The organism is Curtobacterium sp. 22159 (assembly GCF_052045775.1).
Lineage (GTDB): Bacteria > Actinomycetota > Actinomycetes > Actinomycetales > Microbacteriaceae > Curtobacterium.
The window spans coordinates 1-17,993 of sequence record NZ_JBQEPN010000012.1; the positions used below are offsets into that span (position 1 = coordinate 1).

The window sequence follows — 17,993 nt, forward strand, 5'->3', positions numbered from 1 at the left end:
CGTCGCTGTCGTACGACAGCGACTTCGTCGCCAGCTCGCAGCCGCAACAGCCCGCGCAGGCAAGGAACGACATCGTCGGTGTCGTACGACAGCGACTTCGTCGCATCGACTCGGCCGCGCCTGACAGCGCGCACGAGAGGCCCCGCAGGACAGGAGCGACGTTGTCGACGTCGTACGACAACGACTTCGTCGTCGGGCCGCGCCCGCAACAGCCCGCGAACGCAACGAACGACATCGTCGACGTCGCACGACAACGACTTCGTCGTCGAGCCGCGCCCGCGACAGCCCGCGCACGCAAGGAACGACATCGTCGCTGTCGTGCGACAGCGACTTCGTCGCATCGAGTCAGCCCCGCCCAATCGCGCCCAACCGCGCCCACCACCGCGCCCGGCCGCGCCCGCAACACCCCGCGCGCGCAACGAACGACACCGTCGACGTCGTGGGACAGCGACCTCGTCGCACCGAGTCGACCGCGATCACCCCACCGGCGCCGGGCCCCGCGCGTCGCCCTCGACGACCAGGTCGCGGACCACCCCGGGGAGCTCCTCGATGAGCGCGGTCATCGTGAACGGACCCCCGCGGGACGCACGCCGGCCAGCGATCCCGTGCACGACCGCCGCGGTCGCCGCGAGGTGCGCCAGGTCGGCCGGCCCGAGCGACGCGCCGGAGGGCTCCGCGGCACCCTGCCGGGTCGCGACCAGCGCCCCGAGCACCCCGCCGAGGACGTCCCCGGCACCGGCGGCGGCGAGCCACGGCGTCGCGGAGGAGGCCACGAGCCGCACCGCACCGTCCGGCGTCGCCACGTGCGTGTCGGATCCCTTGAGGAGCACGACGCTCCCGGTCTGTGCCGCCGCTCGGAGTGCCGCGGCGCCCGGGTCCTGCTCGATCGACTCCCGGGAAACGTCGAGCACGGCGGCGAGCTCGCCCGCGTGCGGGGTGAGCACCGCGAGCGGGCCGAGGTCGACCAGCGGGATCGCCCCGGCATCCACGACGACCGGGACGCCGTCGTCCGACGCGTGCGCGAACCCCGCGGCGGTCGTCGGGTCGAGCGCGCCGACCGAGTCCGCGGAGATCCCCGACCCGACGAGCCACGCCTGTACCTGGCCGGCCCCGGAGACCACCTCGGGACGACGGGCGAGCACGTGGTCGGACGCACGCGACGGTCCGACGTACCGGACCATCCCGACGCCGGTGTGCACGGCCGCGTCGACACCCATCACGGCGGCGCCCGGGTACTGGTCGGAACCGGTGGCGACGCCGAGGACGCCGCGTCGGTACTTGGTCGAGTCACCGTGCGGGGCGGTGGTCCAGGCTGCGGCGTCGGTCGGGGCGAAGGGGACGAAGTCGTTCACGGTCGCCACGTTACGGTGGAGCGCATGAGCCTGTTCCTGCCCGGTCGTGTGGTGGTCTTCGACTACGGCGAGGTGATCAGCCGGACGCCGCACGCCTCGCGCGACCTCCTGGTGGCGGCGACGGGCGTGCCGGCCGACGAACTGTTCCCGGTGTACCAGGAGCTCCGGCACGACCTCGACCGCGGGGACCTCTCCGTCCTGGCGTACTGGCGGGCGATCGCGGAGCGGACCGGGCGGCACTGGACGGTCACGGACATCCACCGGTTCTGGGCGATCGACTTCACGGGGTGGTTCGAGGTCGAGCCCGACACGCTCGCGGTCGTCGAGGAACTGCACGAGGGCGGCACGCGGCTCGCCCTGCTCTCGAACGCCGGCTTCGACTTCGGGGACCCGTACCGACGCTCGCCGATGGGGTCGCTGTTCGAGACGGTCGTGGTGAGCGCCGAGGAGCACGTCCTCAAGCCCGGACCGTCCATCTACCGCGACACCTGTGCGCGTCTGGGAATCGACCCGCGTCAGATGGTGTTCGTCGACAACAGGGCCGAGAACGTCGCCGGAGCGGAAGCGATCGGGGCGATCGGCCACCACTACACGTCACCGGAGGGACTCCGGTCGTTCCTGGCGGAACTGGCCGAGCAGCCCGCACCGGTGCCCGTCCCCTGAGGAGCCCGCGTGACGCACGCCCTGTTCGAACCGATCACCATCCGCGACCTCACGGTCCGCAACCGCATCTGGGTGTCCCCGATGTGCCAGTACTCGGTGGAGGCCCGGGACGGCGTCCCGACGCCGTGGCACCTCGTCCACCTCGGCGGCTTCGCGAAGGGCGGCGCCGGAGCCGTCGTGGTCGAGGCGACGGGTGTCGTGCCGGAGGGGCGGATCACCCCGCAGGACCTCGGCCTGTGGAACGACGAGCAGCGTGACGCCTACCGACCGATCGTCGACTTCATCCACTCGCAGGGCGCCGCGGCGGGCATCCAGCTCGCGCACGCCGGCCGGAAGGCATCCACCCACCGCCCGTGGGAGCAGACGCAGGGCACCGTGCCGGTCGAGGACGGCGGTTGGCAGACCGTGGCCCCGTCGGCGGAGGCGTTCGACGGGTACGACGTCCCGCGCGAGCTCGCGCCCGAGGACATCCGCGTCGTGGCGCTCGCGTTCGCGGCGGCGGCACGTCGGTCGATCGAGGCCGGCTTCGACCTCGTGGAGATCCACGCCGCGCACGGGTACCTGCTCCACCAGTTCCTCTCCCCGCTGTCGAACCACCGCGAGGACCAGTACGGCGGCACGCTCGAGAACCGCGCCCGCGCGCTCCTCGAGGTCCTCGACGCCGTGCGCGCCGAGGTCGGCGAGGGCTTCCCGGTCGTGGTCCGCTTCTCGGCGACCGACTGGATCGACGGCGGTCTGACGCTCGAGGAGACCACGCAGGTCGCCCGCTGGGCCGCGGAGCACGGCGCCGACCTCGCCGACGTCTCGACCGGCGGGAACGTCGCCAGCGCACCGATCCCGGTCGGCCCGGGCTACCAGGTCCCGCACGCCGCCGCGATCAAGCGTGATGCCGGCATCGGCACGATCGCGGTCGGGATGATCTCGGAGGCGTTCCAGGCCGAGCAGATCGTCGCGACCGGGCAGGCCGACGTCGTCATGGTCGGCCGGGAGTTCCTCCGCGACCCCGCCTTCCCGCTCCGCGCCGCGGTGGAGCTCGGCGTCACGGTCGACTACGAGCCGCAGCAGTACCACCGGGCCCGCGTCACCGCGTAGGCCGACGTCGACGACGCGGGTCGCGCCTCCTGTCCGTCCAGGAGGCGCGACCCGCGTTCTGTACGGATTCTCGGTTTCGCGACGCGCCAGGCAGTACCATTGGACCCACTGTGGACGATCCCCCGAACAGTTCTTCGCCCTCCCACTCATCCGGCGCTCACTCGGTGAGCAGCCCCTCCCCGCACGTTCCGGGGGGTGAATCATGAGTCCGATCGACATCGTCATGCTGGTCGGCGGCATCCTGCTGACGCTCGGCACCGGTGTGTTCGTGGCGTCCGAGTTCGCGCTCGTCAACCTCGACCGCGCCGACGTCGAAGCACGGCAGGCTCGCGGCGAGACCGGTCTCGGACCCGTCATCGGCGCCCTGAAGGTCACGTCGACGCACCTCTCCAGCGCGCAGCTCGGCATCACCCTGACGACGCTGCTCACCGGGTACCTGCTCGAGCCGTCGATCGCGACGCTGCTCGAGGCGCCGTTCCTCGCACTGCAGCTGCCCGAGGCGGTCGTGGAGACGGTCGGCTCGATCGTGGCGCTCGTCATCGCGACCCTGCTGTCGATGATCCTCGGCGAGCTCGTGCCGAAGAACTTCGCGCTCGCACTCCCGCTGCAGACCGCCAAGCTCGTGGTCCCGCTGCAGGTGGCCTTCACGACCGTGTTCAAGCCCGCCGTCGCCGTCCTGAACGGCACCGCGAACGGGGTGCTCCGGTCCCTGGGCATCGAGCCGCAGGAAGAGCTGTCGGGTGCGCGCAGTGCCGAGGAGCTCACCTCCCTGCTCCGCCGGTCCGCGTCCGAGGGGTCGCTCGAACAGGACACCGCGACGCTCCTCGAGCGGACGATCTCGTTCTCCGAACTCAGCGCGAGCGACGTGATGACCCCGCGTCCGCGACTGTCGACGATCCGCGTCTCGGAGTCCGCGGAGGACGTCATCGCCCTCGCGCGACGCACCGGGTTCAGCCGCTTCCCCGTCATCGAGGAGGACGCGGACGACGTCGTCGGCATCGTGCACGTGAAGCAGGCCGTCGCCGTCCCCCGTGAGAAGCGCCCCGAGGTGCCGGTCGGTGCGCTCATGACCGACGCCGAACGGGTGCCGGAGACCATGCCGGGCGACACGCTCCTCGCCGAGGTGCGGGGCCGCGGCTACCAGATGGTGATCGTGGTCGACGAGTACGGCGGCACGGCGGGCGTCGTCACCCTGGAGGACCTCGTCGAGGAGCTCGTGGGCGAGGTGTCCGACGAACACGACCGCGCCCGCATCGACGTCGTGCGGTCCCGGGACTGGCTGACGTTCCCCGGGCTCCTCCGACCGGACGAACTCGAGGACCGCGCCGGCGTGACGGTGCCGGAGGACGGCCCGTACGAGACCGTCGGCGGGTTCATCATGTCCCGGCTCGGGCGGCTGCCGGTGGTCGGTGACGAGGTGTCGCTCGACGACGGCGTGTTCCGCGTCGAGCGGCTCGACGGCCGCCGTATCGACCGGATCCGCTGGACGCCCACCGCGCCGGAGACGCCGGCGACGGGGATCATCATCCCGGCGACCGGGAGCACCACCACGACCACCGCGACGAAGAGCGGCACCCGATGAGCTCCGACTGGTGGGGCATCTTCTGGCTGTTCGTGCTGCTGCTCGGCAACGCCTACTTCGTCGCGGCCGAGTTCGCCGTGATCTCCGCGCGACGCTCCCAGATCGAGCCGCGGGCCGAGGCGGGCTCGAAGTCGGCGCAGATGACGCTGTGGGCGATGGAGCACGCCACCCGCATGCTCGCGACCACCCAGCTCGGCATCACCGTGTGCTCGCTGCTCATCCTCAACGTGTCCGAGCCGGCGATCCACCACCTGCTCGAGGTCCCGCTGCACCTGACGGGCTGGAGCGTCGAGGTCATCGGCACCGTGGCGTTCGTGTTCACCCTGCTGCTGGTGTCGTTCCTGCACGTCGTGTTCGGCGAGATGGTCCCGAAGAACATCTCGTTCTCGATGCCCGACCGCGCCGCCCTGCTCCTCGTGCCGACGCTGTGGTACATCGGGCACGGGCTGCACTGGGTGATCGTCGGCCTGAACGAGGCGGCGAACGCCGTGCTGCGGCTGTTCAAGGTCGAGCCGAAGGACGAGGCGGTGAGCGCGTTCACGGTCGACGAGGTCCAGACCATCGTCGAGCAGTCCCGACGCGAGGGCACGCTCACCGACGACGGCAAGCTCGCCATGGCGTTCGAGTTCACCGGGAAGAAGGTCCGCGACGTCGCGGTGCCGATGGCCGAGCTCGTCACCCTCCCCGACGACGCAACGCCCGGCGACGTGGAGCGGGCGGTGGCGCAGCGCGGGTTCTCGCGGTACGTGCTCGTCGGGGACGACGGCGACCCCACGGGCTACGTGCACGTCAAGGACGTCATCGACCTGCGCCCGGACGAGTACGACGACCCGGTGCCGCCGAAGCGCATCCGGCAGCTCATCTCGCTCTACACCGAGATGGACCTCGAGGACGCGCTCGCCACGATGCGTGCGGCGGGCCGTCACGTGGCCCGGGCGTTCGACGCGGACGGGCGCACGCTGGGTGTGCTGTTCCTCGAGGACATCCTCGAGGAACTGGTCGGCGAGGTCGAGGACGCCACCCGCCGCCGCTGAGCGGCCGGCCGGCCGGGCCGGCAGGGGCCGTGCTGGGCTGGGCTGGCAGGGCTGCCCCGAGTCTCGCGCTCAGCGACAGTTCTCGCGCTCCGGAGCCCGAGAAGTGTCGCCCAGGCCGAGACTCGGCACCGGCGGGCCGAGACTCGGGCACCGGCGGCGCGTGCGGCGCGACCCGGACGCAGACGGGAGGCGCGGTGCCAGCCGGCACCGCGCCTCCCGTCCGGTGCGCCCGGTCGCCAGCACGCCGGGCCGAGACTCGCGCTCAGCGACGTCCCTCGCGCTCCGGAGCCCGAGACGTGTCGCTCAGGCCGAGACTCGGCCCCCGCCGGCCGAGACTCGGCAAGCGCCGCGGCCGCGCTACCAGCTCACGGGCAGCGGCTTGCCCTCCTCGTACCCGGCAGCCGACTGGATGCCGACGAGCGCCCGCTCCGAGAACTCCGCGAGCGACGCCGCACCCGCGTACGTCGCCGAGCTGCGGAGCCCCGTCGTGATCATGTCGAGCAGGTCCTCCACCGAGGGCCGCTCCGGGTCCAGGTAGATCGTCGACGACGAGATGCCCTCGGCGAAGAGCGCCTTGCGGGCCCGCTCGTACGGATCGAGCCGCTCGAACCGTTCCCGGACGGCCTTGGCGGACGCCATCCCCCAGCTCTCCTTGTACGCCTTGCCCGCGGCGTCGCGGCGGAGGACCCCGGGCGCCTCGAGCGTGCCGGCGAACCACGAGCCGATCATCACGGCGGATGCACCGGCGGCCAGCGCGAGCGCGACGTCCCGCGGGTACCGGACGCCCCCGTCGGCCCAGACGTGCGCGTCGAGCGAGCGGGCCGCCGCGGCGGTCTCGAGCACGGCGGAGAACTGCGGGCGCCCGACGGCGGTCATCATGCGCGTGGTGCACATCGCGCCCGGGCCGACCCCGACCTTGATGATCGAGGCGCCGGCGTCGACGAGGTGCGCGACGGCGTCGGCGGTGACGACGTTCCCCGCGACGATCGGGAGGCCGAGCCCGAGCGCGGAGACCTCGCGCAGCGCGCGGAGCATGCCCTCCTGGTGGCCGTGCGCGGTGTCGAGCACGAGCACGTCGACGCCGGCCGCGGCGAGGGCCTTCGCCTTCGCGGCGACGTCCCCGTTGATGCCGACCGCGGCGGCGACCCGGAGTCGGCCGTCCGCGTCGACCGCGGGCCGGTAGATGTCGGAGCGGATGGCACTGGTCTGGCTGACGGTGCCGACGACCTTGCCGTGCCGGACGACCGGCGCGAAGTCGACCCCGGCGGCGCTCAGCACGTCGTACACGTGGCGCGGGGTGCCGGCGTCCTCGGCGTCGATCGCGGTCGACGGCCCGTGCAGCAGGTCACGGAGCGTGGCGTCGGCCCCGGCGGTGCCGAGTCGTCCGGCGGGGACGCAGCCGAGGTACTCCCCCGCGGCGTCCCGGACCACGACCCCGCGTCCCGCGACGGGCAGCAGCTGCTCGAGCGCCTCGGCGACGGTCGTGTCCGCGCCCATGTCGTAGGCGGTGTCGAAGTCGACGGGCTGGTCCTTCACCCAGCGGATCGCCTGGTCGAGGTCCTGCAGGTGCATGTCCTGCGGCAGCACACCGAGTCCGCCGCGCCGTGCGAGGGTGGCGGCGAGGCGCGGTCCGGTGACGGAGTTCATGTTGGCGCTCACGATCGGGATCGTCGCCCCCGTGCCGTCGTTCGTGGCGAGGTCCACGTCGAAGCGGCTCGTCACCGCCGAACGGCTCGGGACGAGGAAGACGTCGGAGTAGGTCAGGTCGTGCGTCGGCCGCGTCTCGTAGAACCTCATGGGGCCACTGTACGGCTCCGCAGGGTGGCCGGTCGGGGTGCTCCGGCTCGGCCCGGCGCGACACGCGCGACGGGCGGACGGGAGGCGCGACCCGCCTCCGACTGACACCGAACGGTCATCCGCGAGCGGCTAGGATCGGGACCTGTGCGAGGCAGGGTTGCCCGCACGACACACACGAGCATCTATCGACGGAGAGTGGGCGATCGGCTGTGTCGAGCCATCTGACCGGAACGGACGAGACCGCGGGCGAATTCGGGGCGAACGAGTGGCTCGTCGACGAGCTGTACGAGCAGTTCGTCACGGACAAGGACTCGGTCGACAAGTCCTGGTGGCCGGTCCTCGAGAGCTACCACCGCTCGCAGGGCGGTGCCGCTCCGGCTGCTTCCCCCGAGCAGGCTCCCGCTCCCGCCGCGGCGTCCTCCGCGCCCGCTCCGACGCAGTCCTCCACGCAGCAGCCGGCGACCGGCGACACCCCGGGCGAGGCGAAGTCCGGCACCATCCAGGCGAGGACCACGTCCCGGCAGCCGGCACCGCAGCCGATCCCGGCCGAGGCCAACGACGCCGCCGACGACCACGAGGAGACCCACGAGGACGTGGCGACCCCGCTCCGGGGCATGGCGAAGACGCTCGCGTCGAACATGGACGCCTCGCTGAGCGTCCCGACGGCCACGAGCGTGCGGACGATCCCGGCGAAGCTGATGATCGACAACCGCATCGTCATCAACAACCACCTGCGCCGGGCCCGCGGCGGCAAGATCTCGTTCACGCACCTGATCGGCTGGGCGATGGTCCAGGCGCTCAAGGACTTCCCGAGCCAGAACGTCTTCTACGAGGAGCGCGACGGCAAGCCCTTCGTGGTCCAGCCGGCGCACGTGAACCTCGGCATCGCGATCGACGTCCCGAAGAAGGACGGCTCGCGGTCCCTGCTCGTCCCGAGCATCAAGCGCGCGGAGACCCTGACGTTCGGCCAGTTCCTCTCCGCCTACGAGGACCTCGTCAAGCGGGCCCGCGACAACAAGCTCACCCCCGCGGACTTCCAGGGCACGACGATCTCGCTGACCAACCCCGGCGGCATCGGCACGGTCCACTCCGTCCCGCGCCTGACCAAGGGACAGGGTGCGATCATCGGTGCCGGCGCGCTCGAGTACCCGGCGCAGTTCCAGGGCTCCGCGCCGAAGACCCTCGTCGAGCTCGGTGTCGGCAAGACCATCACGCTGACGAGCACGTACGACCACCGCGTGATCCAGGGCGCCGGGTCGGGCGAGTACCTCAAGATGGTCCACGAGCGGCTCATCGGCCAGCACGGCTTCTACGAGGACATCTTCTCGGCGCTCCGCATCCCGTACAAGCCGATCCAGTGGGCGAACGACATCAACGTCGACCTCGCGCACCGCGTCAACAAGACCGCGCGCGTGCAGGAGCTCATCAACAGCTTCCGGGTCCGCGGGCACCTCATGGCGGACATCGACCCGCTCGAGTACCGGCAGCGCACCCACCCGGACCTCGAGATCGAGAGCCACGGGCTGACCTTCTGGGACCTCGACCGCGAGTTCGTCACCGGCGGTCTCGCCGGCACGACGACCGCGCCCCTGCGCGACGTGCTCGGGATCCTCCGTGACGCCTACTGCCGCACGGTGGGCGTGGAGTACATGCACATCCAGGACCCGGAGCAGCGTCGCTGGGTGCAGGCGCACATCGAGGTGCCGTACTCGAAGCCCTCGAAGGAGGAGCAGCTCCGCGTCCTCGGCAAGCTCAACGAGGCCGAGGCGTTCGAGACCTTCCTGCAGACCAAGTACGTCGGCCAGAAGCGGTTCTCGCTCGAGGGCGGTGAGTCGACGATCGCGTTCCTCGACACGCTCATCCAGCACGCCGCGACCTCCGGGCTCGACGAGGTCGCGATCGGCATGGCGCACCGTGGCCGCCTGAACGTGCTCACCAACATCGCGGGCAAGACGTACGGGCAGATCTTCCGCGAGTTCGAGGGGTCGTCGCTCCCCGGCGCGGTGTCGGGCCAGGGCTCCGGCGACGTGAAGTACCACGTCGGCACCGAGGGCGTGTTCCGCGCGAGCGACGGCACGGCCATCCCGGTCACGATCGCGGCGAACCCCTCCCACCTCGAGGCGGTCGACGGCGTGCTCGAGGGAATTGTCCGGGCGAAGCAGGACCGTGAGGCGCCGGGGACGTTCGGTGTGCTGCCGGTGCTCGTGCACGGCGACGCGGCTATGGCCGGCCAGGGCGTCGTGGTCGAGACGCTGCAGATGTCGCAGCTGCGCGGCTACCGCACCGGCGGCACGGTGCACCTCGTCATCAACAACCAGGTCGGGTTCACCACCCCGCCGGAGTCGGCTCGCACGTCGGTGTACTCCACCGACGTCGCGAAGACGATCCAGGCGCCGATCTTCCACGTGAACGGCGACGACCCCGAGGCCGTGGCGCGGGTGGCCGAGCTCGCCTTCGCGTACCGGCAGGAGTTCCACCGCGACGTCGTGATCGACCTCATCTGCTACCGGCGCCGCGGGCACAACGAGGGCGACGACCCATCGATGACGCAGCCGCTCATGTACAACCTCATCGAGGCGAAGCGCTCCGTCCGCACCCTGTACACCGAGGCCCTCGTCGGCCGTGGCGACATCACACAAGAGGAGTACGACGAGGCACACCGCGACTTCCAGGACCGCCTGGAACGCGCGTTCGCCGAGACGCACGAGGCGCAGACCGGCACGATCCCGGTGATCCCGGTCGACGACGACGGCGCCGTGCAGGGGCTCGAACGTCCGGCGGCGCAGCGGGACGACTCCGAGCACGAGGTGCACGAGACCGCCGTGTCCGAGGACCTCGTCCGGGCGATCGGCGACGCGCACAGCAACCCGCCAGCGGGCTTCTCCATCCACCCCAAGCTCCAGCAGCTGCTCTCGAAGCGCACCGACATGACGCGCAACGGCGGCATCGACTGGGCGATGGCGGAACTCATGGCCATCGGCTCGCTGCTCGTCGAGGGCAAGCCGGTCCGCCTGGCCGGTCAGGACGCCCGCCGTGGCACGTTCGTCCAGCGCCAGGCGGTGTTCCACGACCGGGTGAACGGGCAGGAGTGGCTGCCGCTGTCGAACCTCACCGAGGACCAGGCACGCTTCTACGTCTACGACTCGCTGCTCAGCGAGTACGCGGCGATGGCGTTCGAGTACGGCTACTCGGTCGAGCGCCCCGAGGCACTCGTGCTGTGGGAGGCGCAGTTCGGCGACTTCGCCAACGGTGCGCAGACGGTCATCGACGAGTTCATCTCGTCCGCCGAGCAGAAGTGGGGCCAGCGCTCCGGCCTGGTGCTCCTGCTCCCCCACGGGTACGAGGGCCAGGGCCCCGACCACTCGTCCGCCCGGATCGAGCGCTACCTGCAGCTCTGCGCCGAGGACAACATGGTCGTGGCGCGCCCGTCGACGCCGGCGTCGTACTTCCACCTGCTGCGTCGCCAGGCGTGGGCCCGACCGCAGAAGCCGCTCGTCGTGTTCTCGCCGAAGGCCATGCTGCGGCTCCGTCAGGCGACCAGCCCGGTCGACGCGTTCACGAGCGGGACGTTCCAGGAGGTGCTCGACGACGACCGCGTGGCAGACCGCTCGGCCGTGCGCCGCGTGGTGCTGCACTCCGGCAAGGTGCACCACGACCTGCGCGCCGAGGTCGAGAAGCGCGGGCGCAGCGACGTGGCTCTCGTCCGGCTCGAGCAGCTCGCGCCGCTCCCCCTCGAGCGCATCCTCGAGGTCCTCGCCGGCTACCCGGACGCCGAGGTCGTCTGGGCGCAGGAGGAACCCGAGAACCAGGGCGCATGGCCGTTCGTGTGCATGAACCTGTCGCCGCACCTGGACGGACGTCCGCTCTCCGTCGCCGCGCGTCCGGCGAGTGCCGCACCCGCGACCGGATCGTCGAAGCGCTCCGCACAGGAGGCGACCGAGGTCATCGCGAAGGCCCTCGGCTAGGCCCGAGAGCCGGCCGCGGCCTCGAGACGGAGCGGCGCGCTTCGCGCGTCGCTCCGTCGACGTTCGCGCCGCGCGCGCTACTTGATCTTCGTGTAGCGCACGCCGGCCTCGTGGTACCCGCGCTTCTGGTAGAAACGGTGCGCACTGTCGGTCGCGGCGGCGCTGACGGCGCTGAGGCGACGCGCGCCCTGCTCCACCGCCCACGTCTCGAAGGTGCCGATGAGCGCCGAACCCGTGCCGTTCCTCCTGGCCTCCGGGTCGACCACGAGCAGCAGGAGCTGCGCCGTGGGCTCGTCGCTGGCGTAGGCCCACGTGACCTGTGCCCCGGCGACCGCCACGGCACGTCCGTCGTCGCCGCGGACCAGCCAGGTCCGGTGTCCCGCGGCGGGCGTGAGCCGTTCGAGTCGTGCGCGCATCGCGGGCTCGGAGACCGTGTGGCCGAGCTGACGGACGAGTGCGGCGACGTCGGCGACGTCCGTGTCGGTCCAGGTGGTGATCGACTCGACGAGGAGGGTCATGACCGTGAGACTACCCACCCGCCCACGCGTGTGACGACGACCCTAGTGGGTGGCCTGCTCCACGCGGATGCGGGCGAGGATCTCGTTCCGGAGCTCCTCGGGCGCGGTCTCCTTGCACGCACGCCGGACGGTCTCGATGAGGACCACGCCGACGCGGTGCTCGGTCGTGCAGTCCTCGCAGCCGTCCATGTGCTCACGGATGTCCGCGGCGTCCTCACGGCAGAGCTCGCCGTGCAGGAACTCCTCGAGCTCGGCCTTCGCCTTCGAGCAGTCGCAGCCGCTCATCGTGCTTCCTTCCCTTCGACGCGACCCGACGTCGCGGCAACCTTCCGGCCCCGCCCGCGCATCGTCGCCGTCGACGCTGCGTCCGGGACGATGCCGGTCTCACGGGCATGGTCCGCCAGGAGCCCCCGGAGGAGCCGGCGACCACGGTGGAGTCGGCTCATGACCGTCCCCACGGGGGTCTTCATGATGTCGGCGATCTCCTGGTAGGAGAACCCCTCGACATCGGCGAAGTACACGGCCATCCGGAAGTCCTCGGGGATGGCCTGCAGCGCGTCCTTCACGGCGGAGGACGGCAGGTGGTCGATGGCGTCGGCCTCCGCCGAACGCGCCGAGATCGACTGCGTGACGCTCTCCGCGCCGCCGAGCTGCCAGTCCTCGAGCTCGTCGATGGTGCCCTGGTACGGGTTCCGCTGGTTCTTGCGGTACGTGTTGATGAACGTGTTCGTGAGGATCCGGTACAGCCACGCCTTGAGGTTCGTGCCCTGACGGAACTGCCGGAAGGCCGCGAAGGCCTTGACGAACGTCTCCTGCACGAGGTCGGACGCGTCGGCGGGGTTGCGGGTCATCCGCATCGCGGCGCCGTAGAGCTGGTCCATGAACGGCAGCGCCTGGTCCTCGAAGAGGGCGCGGAGTTCGGATTCCGAGACGGTCTTCGCATCGACGACGTCGAGCTCGTCGTGGTCTTCGTCGCCCGTCAGTCCGGCTTCCTCGGAGACCGCGTCGAGCTGCGCCTCGGTCTCCTCGACCAGGTCGTGCGGTGCGGCGTGCGGTTCGTCGGTCGTCATCGCCGTCGAGTCTAGGCCGAGGGCACCCCCGAGCGTCGTCGGCACGGCGGGCAGAGCCGTCCGCGGTCGTACGAGTGTCGCTGTCGCCACTGATCCTCCCGGTGCGTTCAGTACCCTTGTGAACCGATGGCAGCCTCGACGCATTCCCAGTCCCCGATCGACGCCTGGACCGCCCCGGTCGCGCGTGGTCCGTTGCGCGGCGACGTCGCGCTCCCCGGGTCGAAGTCGCTGACGAACCGGGAGCTCGTGCTCGCCGCACTCGCGGACGGCCCGTCGACGATCCGGCTGCCACTGCACTCCCGTGACTCGGCGCTCATGGTCGCGGGTCTCCGGCAGCTCGGCGTCGGGATCGGCGAGGTCGCCCCCGCCCCGGGCGAGGCGCCCAACCCGTACGGCCCGGACCTCCGCATCACCCCCGCTCCGATGCACGGCGACGTGCGGTTGGACTGCGGCCTCGCCGGCACGGTGATGCGCTTCCTGCCGCCGCTGGCCGCGCTGGCGGTCGGGCCCGTCACGGTCGACGGCGACCCCTACGCCCGGAAGCGTCCGATGCACGCCATCATCCGCGCGCTCGCCGACCTCGGGGTGGACGTCACCGACGACGGTGACGGCGCGATGCCGTTCTCGTTCACCGGCACCGGGTCGGTCCGGGGCGGCACGCTGTCGATCGACGCGTCGGCGTCGTCGCAGTTCGTGTCCGGGCTGCTGCTGTCGGCGCCCCGCTTCGACGAGGGGCTGCACCTCACGCACGTCGGCGAGCGGCTCCCGAGCATACCGCACATCGACATGACGGTCGCCGCGCTCCGCGAACGCGGTGTCCGCGTCGACGAGCCGGCCGTCGGCGAGTGGGTCGTGCACCCCGGACCGATCGCCGCGCGCGACGTCACGATCGAACCGGACCTGTCGAACGCCGCGCCGTTCGCGGTCGCCGCGCTCGTGGCGGGTGGGACGGTCCGGATCCGCACCTGGCCGACGGAGACGACCCAGGTGGGCGCGGACCTCGAGACGCTGCTCCCCCGGTGGGGTGCGACCGTCACGCGCGACGGCGACGACCTCGTGTTCGACGGCGGCCCCGGCGTCCGGGGTGGCGCCTCCCTCCCCGGCCTCGACCTCGACCTGACGCGCGGTGGCGAGCTCGCTCCCGCGCTCGTCGCCCTCGCCGCGTTGGCCGGCGGACCGACGCGGATCACCGGGATCGGGCACCTGCGTGGTCACGAGACGGACCGCCTCGCCGCCCTGGCGGACGACGTGAACCGGTCGGGAGGCGCGGTGCAGGAACTCGAGGACGGTCTCCTCGTCGAGCCTGCCGCGCTCCACGGCAGCGACTGGCGCGCGTTCGACGACCACCGGATGGCGACCGCCGGGGCGATCGTGGGCCTCATCGTCGACGGCGTCGCCGTCGACGACGTCGGTTCGACCGCGAAGACGCTGCCGCAGTTCCCCGAGCTGTGGGCAGCGCTGGTCGACTCCGCGGTCACGGACGGCGACGGGGTCACGGACGGCGACCAGGCCACGGACGGCGACCAGGGGTGACGCGATGAGCTGGTGGGACGACGTCGACGGTGACGACACGGACGAGGACGAACCGTACGGTCAGTACGACGAGTCGAGCGTCCGGGTCCGTCCCAACCCCAAGGGCAACCGCCCGCGCACGAAGGTCCGACCGACGTACGAGGACGCGCCGACCGGTTGGGTGACGAACGTCGACCGGGGTCGGTTCGGGGTGCTCGTCGGGGACCGGCTGGTCACGGCGACGAAGGCCCGCGAGCTGGGCAAGAAGTCCGTCGTGACCGGGGACACGGTGTTCCTCGCCGGTGACGTGTCGGGCGAGCCGGGTTCGCTCGCCCGCATCGTCCGGGTGGCGGAACGGACCACGCTGCTGCGCCGGAGCGCGGACGACACCGACGACGTCGAGCGCGTCATCGTCGCGAACGCCGACCAGATGCTCATCGTCGTGGCCGCCGCCGACCCCGAGCCCCGTCCCCGGCTGATCGACCGGTACCTCGTCGCGGCGTTCGACGCGGGACTCGACCCGGTCCTGTGCGTCACCAAGACCGACCTCGCCGACCCGGCGGAGTTCCTCGGGCACTTCGACTGCCTGGACCTCCGGGTCGTGACGAGTCGGCAGGACGACGTGCCGTACGACGCCCTGCACGAGGTGCTCGACGGCGCGGTCACCGTCACCGTGGGGCACTCGGGCGTCGGCAAGTCGACACTCGTGAACGCCCTGACCGGTTCCACGAGGGCGACCGGTGTCGTCAACGCGGTGACCGGCCGCGGTCGGCACACGTCGTCGTCCTCGATCGCCCTGCAGGTCAAGGGCGGCGGCTGGATCATCGACACCCCGGGCGTCCGGTCGTTCGGGCTGGGCCACGTGGACCCGGCCAACGTGTTCCGGGCGTTCGCGGCGCACGCGGTGCCGGTGCGCGAGCCCGAGGACGGCATCCCGCTCGACCAGGCGCACGACTGGGAGATCGTGGACCGCGTGCAGGCGGGCGAGCTGGGTCCGACCGGCGTCGAGCGGCTCGACTCGTTCCGGGCGCTCCTCACCGGGATGGGCGCGGAGGACCCGGGCACCGAGTAGCGCGCCCGCCCGGGATCGACACGTGCGCACCGGCGTTGTAGAGTTGCCCCTCGTGTCTGAAGTTGCAAAGTACAACTTTGCGCCGACCACCACCGTCGACGCCCCGTCCTCCCCCGCCGAGCCGCACTCGCACGCCGCCGTGCGCGGTTCCCGTCCGCCCCGGCGACCGAGCGCACTACACCCGCAGGGCCTCGGCCGGATCCTGGCGTCCTTCGGTTCCCACATCCTCGTACCGCTCTTCCTGGCGGTCGGGATGGGCCTGGCGTACCTCGGCGCCTTCCACGCGCCCACCCCGCACGACCTGCCCGTCGGGATCGTGGGGCAGACCCCCGCGACCCAGGTCTTCGCGCAGACCGTGACCGACCGGTCCGACGGCGCCCTCGTGGCGCACGTCGTCCCGTCGACCGAGGCCGCGGAACAGGAGGTGCGCGACCGAGAGCTCGCCGCCGTGTACGCCCCGACCGCGACCGACGCGACGCTCTACGTCTCGACGGCGGCCTCCGAGACGACCGCGAGCGCCGCGCAGAAGGTCTTCCTGCCCATCGCGTACCGGGCACACCTGCCGTTGGCCGTCCGGGACGTCGTCCCCACCGGCGCCGAGGACACCACCGGGCAGGGACTGTTCTTCCTGCTGGTCGCCCTCAGCGTGGGCGGCTACGCCTCCGCGATCGCCGTCGCCGCGTTCGCCACCCGGCTCCGGCCGCTGTGGACCGCCGTCGTCGGACTCGCCACGTCGGGCGTCGTCGCCGGCATCGGGATCGTCGTCGCCGGTCCGCTCTACGGGATCATCACCACGCACCGGTGGGAGGTCTTCCTGTTCGCGTGGCTCTACGACGCGATCATCGTGGCGCTCGGCGTCGGCCTCCACCCGGTGCTCGGCCGTTGGACGACCCCGATCCTCACGATGCTGTTCGTGATGCTGAACTTCACCTCGTCCGGCGGCATCTTCCAGCCGGCGTTCCAGCCCGGGCTGTTCGCCGGCCTCAACACGTTCTGGAGCGGCGCGGCCTGGCTCCAGGCGGCACAGGACCTGCTGTACTTCCCCGGCGCCTCGCTCGGCCGGTCGTCGCTCGTCCTCGCGATCTGGCTCGCCGTGGCCGTGCTGCTCTGCGTCGTCGTGCACGGCCTCGTCGCCCGGAAGGCCCGCGTCGCCCGCGAACGGGAGGTCACCCGCCTCGAGGAGGAAGCGGTGGTCGCCGCCTAGGACGCTACGCTGACGACCGTGGACCTCAGCGCCGACCTGGACTTCGCCCGCTCCCTCGCCGACACCGCCGACGCGATCAGTCTCGACCGGTTCCGCGCCGCCGACCTGCACGTGTCCAGGAAGGCCGACAGCACGCACGTCACCGACGCCGACCAGGCGGTCGAACGTGCCCTGCGCGAGCGGCTGGCGGCGGAGCGCCCCGACGACGCCTTCCTGGGCGAGGAGACCGTCGCCGACAGCGGTGCCGACGCCGTCAGCGAGGGACACCGGCAGTGGGTCGTGGACCCGATCGACGGCACCGCGAACTACCTCCGCGGCGTGCCGGTGTGGGCGACCCTCATCGCCCTGGCGGTCGACGGCCGCCCCGTCCTCGGCGTCGTGAGCGCTCCGGCCCTCGGCAAGCGCTGGTGGGCGGCGGAGGGGCTCGGCGCCCACTCCCTGGACGGCCCGATCCACGTCTCCGGCGTGGACACGCTCGCCGACGCCAGCCTCAGCTACAACAGCCTCCAGCAGTGGGACGACGACGACCGGCTCGACGCGCTCGTCGACCTGTCCCGACACGTCTGGCGCACGCGCGCGTACGGGGACATGTGGTCGTACATGATGGTGGCCGAGGGCGTCCTCGACGTCGCCGGCGAACCCGACCTCAAGCCGTGGGACATCGCCGCCCTCGTGCCGATCGTCGAGGAGGCCGGCGGGCGGTTCACCTCGCTCGACGGCGACCCGGGCCCGTGGCACGGCAGCGCCCTCGCCACCAACGGCCTCGTGCACGACGCCGTCGTGGAGCGCATCCGCCGCTGACCACCGGCCGACCGTGGCACCGGTGGTGCTGTACCCCGTTTCCGTACCGCGGCGTATCGGAATCGACCCCCACAGTGGGCACGTGGCCCCCCGTACTGGGGGCACGGTCCGGGGCTCCACATTGCGGGGACCGGCCATCACGGGCAGAACCTGAGTTATCGTGCTCGCAGGCGACAGGCCAGGTGACGCCCCGGATTCCCTAGATCCGAGCGTGCTGCCGGACCGGTCGTGTTTCGTCCGAAAACCCTAACCCGAGGGGTGGTACAGACGATGACATCATCGTTCCCGAGCGGAACCGAGTGCACCCTCACTCGTCGTCCGCACATCGAAT

The 17,993-nt window shown here is 71.7% G+C and carries 14 protein-coding genes; 9 read left to right on the top strand and 5 right to left on the bottom strand.

What is annotated here, in order from left to right:
- Window positions 1-476: 476 nt before the first annotated feature.
- A complete protein-coding gene (locus ACTJKO_RS13830) occupies window positions 477-1,352 on the bottom strand; it encodes an ADP-dependent NAD(P)H-hydrate dehydratase (RefSeq protein WP_440689664.1) in 876 nt (291 codons plus the stop codon).
- Window positions 1,353-1,376: 24 nt separating this feature from the next.
- Here ACTJKO_RS13830 and ACTJKO_RS13835 point away from each other — a divergent pair, with 24 nt between their 5' ends.
- From ACTJKO_RS13835 to ACTJKO_RS13850, 4 genes are all read left to right on the top strand, one after another.
- Entirely contained in the window at window positions 1,377-2,015 is a 639-nt protein-coding gene (locus ACTJKO_RS13835) for an HAD family hydrolase (RefSeq protein ID WP_440689666.1), read from the top strand.
- Between the two features lie 9 nt (window positions 2,016-2,024).
- A complete protein-coding gene (locus ACTJKO_RS13840) occupies window positions 2,025-3,107 on the top strand; it encodes an NADH:flavin oxidoreductase/NADH oxidase (RefSeq protein WP_440689668.1) in 1,083 nt (360 codons plus the stop codon).
- A gap of 202 nt (window positions 3,108-3,309) precedes the next feature.
- Window positions 3,310-4,689 carry a hemolysin family protein gene (locus tag ACTJKO_RS13845; RefSeq protein ID WP_440689670.1) on the top strand — a complete coding sequence of 460 codons (1,380 nt, stop codon included), beginning with the start codon at window positions 3,310-3,312 and terminating at the stop codon, window positions 4,687-4,689.
- The gene (locus ACTJKO_RS13850; RefSeq protein WP_440689672.1) at window positions 4,686-5,723 is read left to right on the top strand and encodes a hemolysin family protein; all 1,038 of its coding nucleotides are present in this window, start codon (window positions 4,686-4,688) and stop codon (window positions 5,721-5,723) included. The genes ACTJKO_RS13845 and ACTJKO_RS13850 overlap by 4 nt, the downstream gene beginning before the upstream one ends.
- 357 nt (window positions 5,724-6,080) lie before the next feature.
- Here the strand turns inward: ACTJKO_RS13850 and ACTJKO_RS13855 are convergent, their stop codons facing one another.
- The gene (locus ACTJKO_RS13855) at window positions 6,081-7,520 is read right to left on the bottom strand and encodes a GuaB1 family IMP dehydrogenase-related protein (RefSeq protein ID WP_440689674.1); all 1,440 of its coding nucleotides are present in this window, start codon (window positions 7,518-7,520) and stop codon (window positions 6,081-6,083) included.
- A 209-nt stretch (window positions 7,521-7,729) separates the two neighbouring features.
- On the opposite strand from ACTJKO_RS13855, the gene ACTJKO_RS13860 reads away from it, so the two are divergent.
- Complete coding sequence (locus ACTJKO_RS13860; protein WP_440689676.1) at window positions 7,730-11,485, top strand: multifunctional oxoglutarate decarboxylase/oxoglutarate dehydrogenase thiamine pyrophosphate-binding subunit/dihydrolipoyllysine-residue succinyltransferase subunit; 3,756 nt, start codon at window positions 7,730-7,732, stop codon at window positions 11,483-11,485.
- A 77-nt stretch (window positions 11,486-11,562) separates the two neighbouring features.
- Here the strand turns inward: ACTJKO_RS13860 and ACTJKO_RS13865 are convergent, their stop codons facing one another.
- The 3 genes from ACTJKO_RS13865 to ACTJKO_RS13875 are packed head-to-tail and all read right to left on the bottom strand — an operon-like array spanning window position 11,563 to window position 13,073.
- Window positions 11,563-12,003 (bottom strand): GNAT family N-acetyltransferase, encoded by a 441-nt coding sequence (locus ACTJKO_RS13865; protein ID WP_440689678.1) that lies wholly within the window; start codon window positions 12,001-12,003, stop codon window positions 11,563-11,565.
- A 42-nt stretch (window positions 12,004-12,045) separates the two neighbouring features.
- Window positions 12,046-12,288 (bottom strand): zf-HC2 domain-containing protein, encoded by a 243-nt coding sequence (locus tag ACTJKO_RS13870; protein WP_440689680.1) that lies wholly within the window; start codon window positions 12,286-12,288, stop codon window positions 12,046-12,048.
- Entirely contained in the window at window positions 12,285-13,073 is a 789-nt protein-coding gene (locus ACTJKO_RS13875; RefSeq protein WP_440689682.1) for a sigma-70 family RNA polymerase sigma factor, read from the bottom strand. Before ACTJKO_RS13875 ends, ACTJKO_RS13870 begins: the two co-directional genes overlap by 4 nt.
- Window positions 13,074-13,199: 126 nt before the next feature.
- On the opposite strand from ACTJKO_RS13875, the gene aroA reads away from it, so the two are divergent.
- Genes aroA through ACTJKO_RS13895 form a run of 4 tightly spaced genes read left to right on the top strand, consistent with a single transcriptional unit; the run spans window position 13,200 to window position 17,662 of the window.
- A complete protein-coding gene (gene aroA, locus ACTJKO_RS13880; protein ID WP_440689684.1) occupies window positions 13,200-14,606 on the top strand; it encodes a 3-phosphoshikimate 1-carboxyvinyltransferase in 1,407 nt (468 codons plus the stop codon).
- 4 nt (window positions 14,607-14,610) lie between these two features.
- Window positions 14,611-15,657, top strand: a complete 1,047-nt coding sequence (rsgA, locus tag ACTJKO_RS13885; RefSeq protein WP_440689686.1) for a ribosome small subunit-dependent GTPase A — start codon at window positions 14,611-14,613, stop codon at window positions 15,655-15,657.
- A 52-nt stretch (window positions 15,658-15,709) separates the two neighbouring features.
- Window positions 15,710-16,861, top strand: coding sequence for a hypothetical protein (locus ACTJKO_RS13890; protein WP_440689688.1), 1,152 nt, complete (start codon window positions 15,710-15,712; stop codon window positions 16,859-16,861).
- A gap of 18 nt (window positions 16,862-16,879) precedes the next feature.
- A complete protein-coding gene (locus ACTJKO_RS13895) occupies window positions 16,880-17,662 on the top strand; it encodes an inositol monophosphatase family protein (protein WP_440689690.1) in 783 nt (260 codons plus the stop codon).
- The last annotated feature ends 331 nt before the right edge of the window (window positions 17,663-17,993 follow it).